At 75.1% G+C, this 13,048-nt stretch carries 3 protein-coding genes; 2 read left to right on the top strand and 1 reads right to left on the bottom strand.

Features of this window, described 5'->3' with window-relative positions; genetic code table 11:
• Window positions 1-12: 12 nt before the first annotated feature.
• Both AC2CHG_RS10485 and AC2CHG_RS10480 read left to right on the top strand, forming a co-directional pair.
• A complete protein-coding gene (locus AC2CHG_RS10485) occupies window positions 13-1,170 on the top strand; it encodes a sensor histidine kinase (RefSeq protein WP_484524640.1) in 1,158 nt (385 codons plus the stop codon).
• On the top strand, window positions 1,167-1,835 hold the full coding sequence (locus AC2CHG_RS10480) for a response regulator (RefSeq protein WP_262012696.1): 669 nt from the start codon (window positions 1,167-1,169) through the stop codon (window positions 1,833-1,835). The genes AC2CHG_RS10485 and AC2CHG_RS10480 overlap by 4 nt, the downstream gene beginning before the upstream one ends.
• Before the next feature lie 165 nt (window positions 1,836-2,000).
• Here the strand turns inward: AC2CHG_RS10480 and AC2CHG_RS10475 are convergent, their stop codons facing one another.
• Window positions 2,001-12,992 carry an amino acid adenylation domain-containing protein gene (locus tag AC2CHG_RS10475; RefSeq protein ID WP_484524639.1) on the bottom strand — a complete coding sequence of 3,664 codons (10,992 nt, stop codon included), beginning with the start codon at window positions 12,990-12,992 and terminating at the stop codon, window positions 2,001-2,003.
• Window positions 12,993-13,048: the final 56 nt, after the last annotated feature.

Raw genomic sequence — 13,048 nt, 5'->3', positions numbered from 1 at the left:
ACCGTCGTGCGGGTGACAGCTCCCCTGCTGACCCGGCGGCTGCGGCCGGTGGACCTGTACGTCGTGGACGCCGTGCTCGCCGTGGCGGTCGGCGGGCTGCTCTGCCCGTACGCGGCCCTGGAGTCGCCGTTGCACGGTGGCGTACGCGAGCCGCTCTGGGTGTCCGTGCTCGTCGGGATGTCTCTCGGGCTGCCGTTGGCCGTCCGGCGACGGTGGCCGGTCCCCGTTTCCGTCATGATCAGCGGCAGCACCGCAGCAGCCCTGGTCACCGGCGTGATTCCTAACTTCGCCGCCGCCGCGCCGGCGGTCGCCGTCGGTCTGTCCTTCTACACGGTGGGCGCGTCGACGGCCACCCGCCGGTCGCTGCTCAGTGCCGCCGGTTGTCTCGCTCTGGTGAGCGTCGCGCTGGCGCTGACCGCTGGTGATCTCTGGTCGCGGACCGGTGCCGTCGTCTACGCCGCCGTCATGATCGCTCCTGCCTGGGTGATCGGCTGGTTGGTCCGTGAGCGCCGCGCCCTCGCCGCCCGGCAGGGCGAGCATGTGGTCCGGCAAGCCGTCGCCGAGGAGCGGTTACGGGTGGCGAGGGAGCTGCACGACGTGGTCGCCCACACCTTGAGCCTCATCGTGGTGAAGGCGGCAGTCGCCAACCACGTCGCCGAGACCGATCCCCGCGAGGCGGGGGCCGCACTGCGGGTGATCGAGGAGACCGGCCGCAACGCGCTGACCGATGTACGCCGGGTGCTCGGGGTACTGCGCGAGGACACCCCGTACGCCCCGGCGCCCGGGCTGGACGAGTTGCCCGTGCTCGCCCGGCAGGCGGCGATCGGTGGTGTGGACGTTCGGCTCGACGTACGGCGGGAGGAACCGGCCGGCGCGGTGCCGGAGTCGGTGGGACTGACGGTCTACCGGATCGTGCAGGAGGCGGTGACCAACGTGGTGAAACACGCGGCGCCGGCGGCCTGCCGGGCGACGGTGACCGTCACGCCTCGCGAGGTCCGGGTCGAGGTGACCGACGACGGCCGCCGGCCTGTGCTGCCCGGCGGGGAGGGGCACGGGCTGATCGGCATGCGGGAACGGGTGACGTCGCACGGAGGCGAGTTCCACGCCGGGCCGTGCTCCGGCGGCGGCTACGCGGTGACGGCGAGTGTGCCCTACCGGGTGGCCGCGTGATCCGGGTGCTGATCGCCGACGACCAGGCGCTGCTGCGCGGCAGTTTCCGGCTGTTGGTCGATTCCACCCCGGGCCTCACCACTGTCGGCGAGGCGGGCACCGGCGTGGAGGCTGTGGCGCTGGCCGCCGAGCACCGGCCGGACGTGGTGCTGATGGACGTGCGGATGCCGGAGATGGACGGCATCGAGGCGACCCGGCGGATCTGCGGCGAACCCGCCACCGCCGGCACCCGGGTCGTCATCCTGACCACGTTCGACCTGGACGAGTACGTCTACGGGGCACTGCGGGCCGGAGCCAGCGGGTTCCTGCTCAAGGACACCCCGCCGGCGGAACTGCTGGCCGGCATCCGGGTGGTGGCCGCCGGTGAGGGGCTGCTCGCGCCGACGGTGACCCGCCGGCTCATCGACGAGTTCGCCCGTCGGCCCGAGCCGGCCCGGCCGCTGCCACGACGGCTGGACGGGGTGACCGAGCGGGAACGGGAAGTGCTCACGCTGATCGGCCGGGGCCTGTCCAACGCGGAGTTGGCCGGGCACCTCGGTCTCAGCCTGGCCACCGTGAAGACGCACGTCGGGCGGTTGCTGACCAAACTGGCGGTACGTGATCGGGCGCAACTGGTCATCGTCGCCTATGAAACGGGCTTGGTCGGACCGGGCGGCCTGCGCTGAGACCGGGTGGCCTGCGCTGAGAGCGTCGCCCCTCCGGGGAAGAGACACCAGGCGTGCCTGGCGACGCGGACGCTCCGACCGGAGGCACGGGGACGCGAAGCCCTCGACGCCCTCGGCCGGCGGGGACGGGGCCCGGCCGGTGCCGGCCGGGCCCCGGTGCGCGGGTCAGCCGTGGCCGGTGCCGGCCAGTTCGGCCAGCCGGCGGTCGGCCTCGTCCTGGATGCGATCCTTGTCCGCCACGATGACCGTTCCCGGGTCGGCGTCGGGCAGCTCGTCCTCCAGCCGCCGGATCGGCCGGTACGACCAGCCGACGGCGGCCAGCAGCAGGCTGCACACGCCGGCGGCCACCGCGGTGAGCGCGATGCCCCGTCCAGGGCCGTGGCCGACCAGGACGGCTGCCAGGTCGGCGACCGGCCCGGTGCCGGAGACCAGAGGGGTGAAGACCCGCTCGGCCAGCGGTGCGGCGGTGAGGAAGCCGACCGGGACCATCAGCCAGGTGAGCATCAGGTTGGTGGCGAGCACCCGCCCCTGCAGCTCCAGCCCGACCTTGGCCTGCACCAGCGCCAGCAGATGGGTGTTTACCAGCGCCGACGTCAGGCCGAGACCGAACAGGCCGATGGCCGGGAAGACCGGGTTCGGCCGCAGCCCCGCCACGATCATCGCCACGCCCAGCAGCAGGATTCCGACAAGCACCCCGGTGGTACGCCGCGACGTGCCGCCCCACACCCCCATCAGCACGCTGCCCAGCAGCATGCCGATACCGCTGGCGGCGAGCACCATGCCGAGCACCGACGGGTCGCCGAGGGCGAGGGTCAGCGGGGTGGCCAGCACCTCCACCACGGCGAAGAAGTAGTTCAGCGCCGCAGCGAGCAGGATCAGCGAGAGCAGGCCGTGCCGCCGGGAGACGAACCGCCAGCCGCCGAGCAGCTCCCGGCCGAAGGACTCCTCACGGCGCTTGAACATGGTCGCCGGGAAGCGTACGGAGAGCGTGATGCCCACCGCGACCAGGAAGCTCACCAGGTCGATCAGGACCACCCCGCGCAGCCCGACGGCGACCACCAGCGCGCCGCCGAGCAGCGGGGCGAGGACGGTGCCGGTGGCGCTGCCCAGCGACACGATGCCGTTGGCCCGGCCGTAGTACCGCTTCGGCACCAGCTGGGTCACCGCCGCCAGGTACGCGGGTTGCTGGAAGGCGTTGGCGACGGCGCTGACAGTGACCGCGGCGAAGACGTGCCAGATCTGCAACCGGTCCAGCCAGAGCAGTCCGGCCAGGGTGACCGTGCCGGTGGCGGCGAGGCAGTCCGCGCCGATCATGACCAGCCGCCGGTCGAACCGGTCGGCCACCGCCCCGGCCACCGGGGCGAGCACCGCCGCCGGCAGCAGCGCCAGCATCGCGGCCAGCGCGAACCAGGAGATCGAGCCGGTGCGCTGGTAGACCCAGAGCGACACGGCGAAGTTGGTCAGACCGGTGCCGACCAGGGAGATCAGCTGCCCGAAGGCGACCAGGAGGAAGGTGCGCAGGTCACCCCGTCCCGGGCCGGCCGGGGCCGCCCGCCCGTCCCGGGGTGGCGGCGTCGCAGGTCGTGCCCGGCCTGGGGGCGCCGTCGCCGACCCGGCCGCCACCGGGACAGCCGGCTCGACCGAGGTGGCCGGCGCGGCCTCGGGCTCGGGCTCGGGCTCGGGCTCGGGCTCGGTGAGGATGATGTCGGCCAGCTCGCCGGCCTGGTGCTTCTGGAAGTAGTGGCCGGCACCGCCGATGGTGCGCAGGGAGACGTCGTCGGCGAAGTAGGTCCACTCCCGGTAGCGCTCCTCGTACAGCTCGGTGGTGCGGTCGCCGGTGCCCACCACGCAGACGATCGGCGCGGCGAGGCGGCGGGCGGGCGGGTCGGCGTAGACGTCGGTGTAGTAGTCCTCGCCGATGCGGGTGTCGCTGAGGAAGACGCCCATCAGGAAGTCCTTCTCCCGCTGGTCCAGCACGTCGGTGAAGAAGCCCATGGCGCGCAGCATCTCCAGCGCGTGCCGCTTCGAGGTCCACCGCTCCATCGGGAAGACCCGGCGGAACCAGCGGGCTGCCCGGCCGGGCAGCCGGGGTGCCGGAAAGTGGCCGCCGACCACCAGCCGGCGCAGGTCCACCCCGGCCTCCTCCAGCCGCCGGGCCAGCTCGACCGCGATCGCGCCACCGATGCAGTGCCCGTAGACGATGACCGGCCCGGTGATCCGTTCGGTCACCTCGGCCACGCAACGGTCGACCAGCTCGTCCAGCGGGGGCGTCGGCTCGTCGGCCCGGTTCACGTCGTGCCCGGGGCGTTGCAGCGCGTAGAGCGCGACGTGGTCGGGCAGGGCCGCCGCGAGCTGCTGGAAGGTGACCGCGCCGGCCCCGGCGAACGGTACGCAGACCAGCGTCACCGCCGGCGGCGCCGACCGGGCCGGGGTCAGCTCGTGCAGCAGCCGCCGGGGCTGACCGGCGGTCGCCTCGGCGTTGCCGGTCAGGCCACGGATGGTGGGGTGCCGGAACAGGTCGAGCACGCTGATCGGCGGGTCGATGCCGCTCAGCGCCCGGATCGCGGTGAACGAGTCGCCACCCAGGTCGAAGAAGTCGTCGTCGATGCCGACCCGGTCGTAGCCGAGCACCTCGGCCCACCGCTCGGCGAGGGCCTGCTGCACCGGGGTGGTCGCCACGGCCGAGCCGACCACCCGCCCACCGCGTTCCGGCGCCGGCAGGGCGGCCCGGTCCAGCTTGCCGTTCGCGGTGAGCGGCAGCGCGTCCAGCAGCACGTACGCCGACGGGACCATGTAGTCCGGCAGCCACTCGCGCAGTGCCGCCCGCCAGCCCCCGGCGCCCGGGTCCTCCTCCCCCGGCCGCAGCGCCAGGTACGCCACCAGCGCCGGCTCGCCGTCGGTGTCGCGGACCAGCACCGCGCTCTCCCGTACCGCGGGGTGCCGTTGCAGGGCGGCCTCGATCTCGCCCAGCTCGATCCGGTAACCGCGCAGCTTCACCTGCGAGTCGTTGCGACCGAGGAACTCGATGCGCCCGTCGGGGCGGAACCGGGCCAGGTCGCCGGTGCGGTACATCCGGGCACCGGGCTGCTCGGCGTACGGGTCGTCGAGGAACCGTTGCGCGGTGAGCTCCGGCTGGCCGAGGTAGTCGCGGGCCACGCCGGCGCCGCCGAGGTACAGCTCGCCGACCACGCCCACCGGGACCGGCCGCAGGGCGGCGTCGAGGACGTACGCCCGGGTGTTGGCGATCGGCCGGCCGATGGTGACGTCGACGTGCTCCGGGTCGATGGTCTCCATCGTGGACCAGATGGTGGCCTCGGTGGGTCCGTACACATTGACCAGCCGGGCCACCCGGGGCGCGAGGTCCCGGGCCAGCGGCTCGGGCAGCGCCTCCCCGCCGCAGAGCGCGGTCAGGCCGGGCATGCCCGGCCAGCCGGAGCCGAGGAGCAGCCGCCACGTCGCCGGGGTGGCCTGGAGCACCGTGGCCCGCTCGGCGGCGAGCAGCGCGGCCAGCGCGGTCGCGTCGTAGCCGACGTCCCGGCCGGCGATCACCACCCGTGCGCCCACCACCAGCGGCAGGAACAGCTCCAGCACCGAGATGTCGAAGGCGAAGGTGGTCAACGCGACCAGGGTGTCGTCCGGGCCCAGGCCGGGGTCGTCGGCCATCGCGAGCAGCAGGTTCACCACGCTGGCGTGGCTGACCCGGACCCCCTTGGGCCGGCCGGTGGAGCCGGAGGTGTAGAGCACGTAGGCCAGCTGCTGCGGGGTGGTGACCGGCTCCGGGGCGGTGGCCGGCTCGACGGCCAGCCCGGGGTCGTCGACCCGGAGCACCGGGCCGGCGAAGTCGGCGAACCGTCCGGCCAGCGCGGGCTCGGCGATCAGCACCCCGGCCCGGCTGTGCTCCAGCACGTAGCGCTGCCGGTCCAGCGGGTACGACGGGTCCAGCGGGACGTACGCGCCGCCGGCCTTGAGCACGGCGAGCAGCGCCACCAGCAGGTCGGCCGAGCGCTCGAGGCTGACCGCCACTGTGGCGTCCGGTTCGACGCCGACCCGGCGCAGCCGGTGCGCGAGCCGGTTGGCCCGCACGTCGAGTTCGGCGTAGCTGAGCGTGGTCCCCTCGAAGGTGACGGCCGGCCGCTGGGGACCACGGGCCACCTGGGCCCGGATCAGCTCGGCCAGGCCCACCGGGGGCAGCGGGCGGGCGGTGTCGTTCCAGTCGTGCAGCTGCCGCCGTCGCTCCGCCTCGGTGAGCAGCTCCAGCTCGGCCAGCCGGCGCGTCGGGTCGGCGACGAAGCCGGCCAGCAGGGTCTCCAGGTGGGCCAGCATCCGCGCCGCGGTGGCCTCGTCGAAGAGCGCGGTGTTGTACTCCAGACAGCAGAGCAGCCCGTCGGGGTTGTCGTACGCGTAGAGAGCCAGGTCGACCTGGGCGGTGCCGGAGTCGACGGGCAGCTGCTCGACCCGCAGGCCGGGCAGCTCAAGCCGCTGGTCGGGCAGGTTGAGCAGGTTGACCATCACCTGGAAGAGGGCGTTGCGGCTGAGGTCCCGGGGCACCTTGAGCGCGTCCACCACCCGCTCGAACGGCGCCTCCTGGTGCTCGTACGCCTCCAGCGCGGTGCGCCGGGTCTCCTCCAGCAGCCGGGTGACGGTCCAGTCGCCGTCCAGGGTGGTGCGCAGCACGATGCTGTTGAGGAAGAAGCCGACCAGGGGTTCCAGTTCGGACCGGACCCGGCCGGCCACCGGGGAGCCGACGCAGACGTCGGGCTGGCCGGTGTAGCGGAACAGCAGGGTCTGCACCGCGGCCAGCAGGGTCATGTAGAGGGTGGCGTTGTGCTCCCGGCCGAGCCGGCGCAGCCGCTCGGTCAGGTCCACCGGCAGGGTCAGCCGGGCGACCGCGCCGTCGAAGGTCTGCACCGGCGGGCGGGGCCGGTCCGTGGGCAGGTCCAGCGCGGTCGGCGCCCCGGCCAGCCGCCGCGTCCAGTACGCCAGATCGTCCGCACCGCTCGCGGCCCGGTCCCGCTGCCAGCGGGCGTAGTCGGCGTACCGCACGGGCAGCTCGGGCAGGGGCGACGGCCGGCCGGCCAGGAACGCGGCGTACAGGGCGCCCAGCTCGGCCCGGATGACGCCGAGCGACCAGCCGTCGGAGACGATGTGGTGCATGGTCAGGCAGAGCAGGTGCCGCCGGGGGCCGGAACGGAACAGCACGGCCCGGAGCAGCGGCCCGGCGGCGAGGTCGAACGGCCGGCGGGCCTCGGCCACCACGGCCACCCGTTCCCGCTCGGCGAGCGCGGCATCGCCGGCCTCCTCGCCCGCCCCGCCGCCGACCGGTGCGGGGTCCGGGCCGGTCAGGTCCACCACCGCCGGGGCGACGCGTTCGGCGGAGAGCACCAGCTGCACCGGGTCGCCGCCGTCGGGACCGGGGCGGAAGACGGTACGCAGCGCGTCGTGCCGGCGGACCAGCTCGGTCAGCGCGTCGGTGAGCACTGTGACGTCCAGCTCGCCGTGCAGCCGCAGACCGGTGGCCACGGCGTACGCGACCTGGTCGTGGACCTGCTCCAGGAACCACAGCCGGCGCTGCCCCGAGGAGACCGGCGCCGGCCCGTCGTCGTCGGCGCGCGGGATCGGGGTGGCCGCCGGCGCCGGGGCGTCCGGCAGGGCGGCGGCGATACCGGCTGCGGTGGGGCGGGCGAAGACCGCGTCGATCGGCAGCGCCACGCCGAGCTGGGTGTGCAGCCGGGCCACCAGCTGGGTGGCGAGCAGCGAGTGCCCGCCCAGGTCGAAGAAGCTGTCGTGCACGCCGACCGGGGCGATGCCGAGCAACTCCTCGACGATCGCGGTGACCTGCCGTTCGGCGTCGTCGCGCGGCGCCTGGTAGGCGATGCTCAGCGCCGGCCGGTTCCCGTTCCCGGCCTGCGGGGTGCCCGCGTCGTCGGCCGGCTCGACCGCCTCCGGCAGGACGGCGGCGCCGGTGACCGGCGGTGCCGACGGCCCGGAGGCCGGGCGGTCGATCCAGTGCCGGGTCCGCTCGAACGGGTAGGTGGGCAGCGGCACCCGGCGCCGGTAGGCGTCGCCGTGGAACGCCGCCTGGTCGATCCGGACGCCGGCCAGCCAGAGCCGCCCGATTCCGTCCAGTGCGGTGAGCAGGTCGTCGGCGTCGGCCTTCGGGTGCCGCATCAGCTGCACCACCTGGCCGGGTCGGGCACCGGCCTGGCGGACCAGGCCGCCGAGGGTGTGCCCGGGCCCGGCCTCGGCGACCACCAGGTCCTGGTCGACCAGCCACGCCGCGCAGTCGGCGAAACGGACCGTGCGGCGCAGGTGCCGCACCCAGTGCTCGGGGTCGGTGGCCTCGGCGTCGGTGACCGGCGCACCGGTCACGTTGGACAGGTACGGCAGTCGCGGCGTGCGGTACCGGACCTGCCGCGCCTCGGTGCGGAACTCGTCGAGCACCGGTTCCAGCAGCGGCGAGTGGTAGCCACGGTCGGCCCGCAGCCGGCGGCACTCCACCCCGTCGCGGCGCAGCCGCTCCTCGGCCCGGTCGACGGCGGCGGGACGCCCGGCCAGTACGCAGAGCCCGGGCCCGTTGACGGCGGCCAGACCGAGATCGTCGCCGAGCAGCCCGGTCAGTTCGGCCTCCGGCAGTGACACGGCCAGCATCGCGCCGGGTTCGGTGCGGCCGGAGAGGCGGCTACGGGCGCAGACCAGCCGCAGCGCGTCGGCGACGTCGAAGACGCCGGCCAGGCAGGCCGCGACGTACTCGCCGAGGCTGTGTCCGGCCAGCACGTCGGGGCGTACGCCCCGGTCGATCAGGGTGCGGCCGAGGGCGTAGCCGGTGACGAAGAGCGCGGTCTGGAAGACGGTCGGGTCGGCGAGGGCCCGCTCGGCGTCGGCCCGTTCGGCGGGGTCGGGCAGCAGCACCGGGCGCAGGTCCACCCCGTACCGCTCGCGCAGCAGGTCGGTGCACTCGTCGACCACGGCCCGGTAGCCGGGGTCCGCCGCGTACAGGCCGGCGCCCATGCCGACGTGTTCGGGGCCGTGGCCGGGGAAGACGAACGCCAGCCGGCGGTCGCGCCGGTCGGCGTGCGCGGTGGGCAGCCGCTCCGGAGCGGCCAGGCCGTCGAGGGCGTCGGCGACGTCCGCGCAGACCAGGGTCCGCCGGTGCGGCATCGGCTGCCGGCGGGCCAGGCCGGCGGCGACGTCCGCCAACGGCAGATCGGGGTACGCGGCCAGGTGCTCCCGCAGCCGTGCGGTGGCCCGGTCCAGGGCGGCCGGCGTACGCGCGGAGAGCAGCAGCAGCCGCGGGCCCGGCGCCGTCGGTGCGGCCGGCGGGGCGGGCCGGGCCGGGGGCTCCTCCAGCACCACGTGGGCGTTGGTGCCGCCCATTCCGAAGGAGCTGACCCCGGCGCGGCGGGGTCCCCGGTCGGCCGGCCAGTCGCGGCTGGTGCCGAGGAGCCGGAACGGGCCGGTGGCCAGCTCCAGGGCCGGGTTGGGCCGGGTGACGTTGACCGCCGGGGGCAGGGTGCGGTGGCGCAGCGCCAGCACCGCCTTGATCAGGCCGGCGACGCCGGCCGCCGCGTCGGTGTGGCCGATGTTGGCCTTCACCGAGCCGAGCGCGCAGAACTGCCGGTCGTCGGTGCCCCGCCGGAACGCCTCGGTCAGCGCGGCCACCTCGATCGGGTCGCCGAGCAGGGTGCCGGTACCGTGCGCCTCCAGCAGGCCGATGTCGCGGGGGTGCACGCCGGCGTCGGCGAGCGCCCGGGTGACCACCTCGACCTGACCGGCCACCCCGGGCGCGGAGTAACCGGCCCGGCGGGCGCCGTCGTTGTTTGTGGCGGAGCCGCGGATCACCGCGTGGATCTCGTCGCCGTCGGCGAGCGCGTCGGCCAGCCGGCGCAGCACCACCACCCCGGCGCCGCTGGAGGCGATGGTGCCGCGGGCGTCGGCGTCGAAGGGCCGGCAGTGCCCGTCGGGTGAGAAGAGCCCGTCGGAGTGCAGGTAGCCCTGGCGCTGGGCCGGGAAGACGGTGACGCCACCGGCCAGGGCCAGGTCGCACTCGCCGGCCAGCAGGCTGCGCCGGGCCATGTGCACGGCGACCAGTGAGGTGGAGCAGGCCGTGCTGACGCTGACGCTGGGCCCGGTCAGATTCAGCTGGTACGACGCCCGGCTGGCCAGGAAGTCCTTGTCGTTGCTGACCGCGAGCTGGTACTCGCCGACCGCGCGGACCACGTCCGGGTTGCTGCGCAGGTGCTCCAGCAGATAGGTGGTGCGTCCGGAGCCGGCGAAGAGGCCGACCGGCCCGGCGAAGTTCTCCGGGTCGTGCCCGGCCCGTTCGAGGGCCTCCCAGGCGATCTCGAGCAGCAGCCGGTGCTGCGGGTCGAGGACCTGCGCCTCGCGCGGGGTGAAGCCGAAGAAGGCGGCGTCGAAGCGGTCGATGTCGGCCAGCTCGGTACCCCGGCGAACGTACGCGGGGTCGTGGACCAGCGCCGGGTCGGCTCCGGCGGCGAGCAGTTCCTCGGTGCTGAACTCGCGGACCGCTTCGATGCCGTCGCGGATGGTGCGCCAGTACTCCTCCGGAGTGGTCGCGCCGGGGAAGCGCAGCGCCATGCCGACCACGGCGACCGCGTCGCCGGGCACGCCGGTGCGGGCCGGGGCCCGGCGGGTCGGCGCGGACTCGACGTCGGCGGCGAGGAACCGGGCCAGCGCGGCCACAGTGGTGTGTCGGAACAGGTCGGTCACGGTGGCCACGTCGCCGAGCCGCTCGACGAGCCGGGTGTGCACCGCGAGCAGCTTCATCGAGTGCCCACCGAGGTGGAAGAAGTTGTCCCCGGCGTCGATCCGGTCGACCCCGAGCACCTCCCGCCACACGTCGGTCACCAGCCGCTCGGCCTCGGCGAGACCGAGCGCGGCACCGCCGGTCGGCACGCCTGCCGTTTGCTCCACGGTGGCCGGTCGCGAGCCGGCTGCCGCCGGTTGCCCGATGGCCGGCGGCGAGCCGTTCTCCGGGGCGGGCAGGGCGGCCTCGTCGAGCTTGCCGTTGCCGGTCAGCGGCAACGCGGCGACGCCGACGAACGCGGCGGGAACCATCCAGGCGGGCAGCTCCGCCGCCAGCGCCGTACGCAGCGCCGCCGCGTCCACCGCCCCGGTCAGGTAGGCCACCAGCCGCGGATCGTCCGGGTCGTCGTGGCGCAGTACGACCGCCACGTCGGCGTCCGGCCGCGCCCGGCGCAGCGCCGCCTCGATCTCGCCCCGCTCGATCCGGTAGCCCCGCAGCTTCACCTGCCCGTCGCGGCGGCCCAGGTACTCCAGGATCCCGTCGGGCCGGTAGCGGACCAGGTCACCGGTGCGGTAGAGCCGACCGGTGCCGTACGGGTCGGGCACGAAGCGTTCGGCGGTGAGGCCGGGCCGGCCGAGGTAGCCACGGGCCACGCCGGCCCCGCCGACGTACAGCTCCCCGGTGACGCCGACCGGGACCGGGGCACCGCGGTCGTCGAGCACGTACCGCGTGGTGCCGGCGATCGGCCGGCCGATCGGTACGTTGCCGGTGCCCGGGTCGTCCGGGCCGACCTCGTACACCACGCAGCCGACCACCGTCTCGGTCGGGCCGTACTCGTTGAACAGCCGGGTGGCGCGCGCGTGCTGCCGCCACAAGGTCAGCTGGTCGGCGCGCAGGTTCTCGCCGCCGATGACGAGGCAGCGGGTGCGGCCCGCCGCGGCGGCCGGGCCGAGCTGCCGGCTGACCAGCTCCAACTGGGTGGGCGTGAGCTTGACCAGGGCGTACGGGGTGGTCCGGGCGCGCAGCGCCTCGCCGAGCCCTTGCGGACCGGCGTCGGCACCGATCAGCTCGACGGTGGCGCCGGCGACCAGCGGCACCAGCAGGCTGGTGACGGTCAGGTCGAAGCCGACGGACGAGTGCGTCGGCACCACGTCACCCACCCCGACCCGGTACGCCGCCGCGGCCCAGCGCAGATAGTTCACCACCCCGCGGTGGGTGACCTGGACACCCTTGGGACGGCCGGTGGAGCCGGAGGTGTGGATGACGTACGCCAGGTCGCCCGGGCCGGGCCGGGTGGTGGTGCCGTCCCCGGCCGAGCCGGTGTCGGTGGTGGTGCCGTCCGCCGCCAGCTCGACCACGGCGGCACCGGTGGACGGCAGCAGGGCACGCAGCTCGGCGCGGGTGAGCACCACCGGGGCGGCGGCGTCGTCCAGCAGGTGACGCAGCCGGGCGGCCGGGTTGGCCGGGTCCAACGGCAGGTACGCCGCGCCGGCCTTGAGCACACCGAGCAGCGCGACGGGCAGCGTCACGTCCCGGTCGAGCAGCACGCCGACCAGGTCACCGACGCCGATGCGGTGCCCGCGCAGCACGGCGGCCAGCGCCTCGGCGCGGCGGTCCAGCTCCCGGTAGGTCAGCGCGTGCCGGCCGTCGGTGGCGGCCACCGCCTCCGGTACGGCCCGGGCCCGCCGCTCGATCAGCGCGTGCACCACCGTCGAAGGCGCGGCGTCTGTGCCGGTGTCGTTCCAGTCGACGAGGATCCGGTCCCGCTCGGCGTCGCTGAGCAGGCGGGCGTCACGCACCCGGGTCGCCGGGTCGGCGAGCAGGTCGCCCAGCAGGACGCGGAACTGGTCGGCGATCCGGTCCACGGTGGCCGTGTCGAGCAGGTCGGTCCGGTACTCCAGCAGCACCTCCGAGCCGCTCCCGGCGGGGCGTACGGCCACTGTGAGATCGAACTTCGCGGTCCGGGTGGGCAGCTCGACGGCTTCGGCCGCCACCCCGTCCAGGCGCAGCGGTGCCGGGGCGTCGGCCTGCACGAACATGACCTGGAACAGCGGGCTCCCGGCGGGGTGCCGGGGCGGCCGTACCGCTTCGACGACCCGGTCGAAGGGCAGGTCCCGGTGATCCTGGGCGGCCAGCACCGCGGCACGTACCCGGCCCAGCACCGTCTCGAAGGAGGGGTCGTCGCCGAGGTCGGTGCGGACGACGACGGTGTTGACGAGGAGCCCGACCAGCGGTGCGGTCTCCGGGCGGTCCCGGTTCGCCACGGGCGTGCCCACCGCCACGTCGTACCGGCCGGTGAGGCGGGCCAGCAGCACCTGGAAGGCGCCGAGCAGCACCATGTAGGGGGTGACCCGCAGCCGACCGCAGAGCTCCCGCAGTGCCTCGGGCGGCACGTCGAGCGGGTGCCGGCGCAGCGCCCCGGCGCGCGACGGCGTGGCCGGGCCGGGCC

The organism is Micromonospora sp. ATLC20, assembly GCF_057196585.1.
This window is presented reverse-complemented; position numbering and strand designations above follow the sequence as displayed.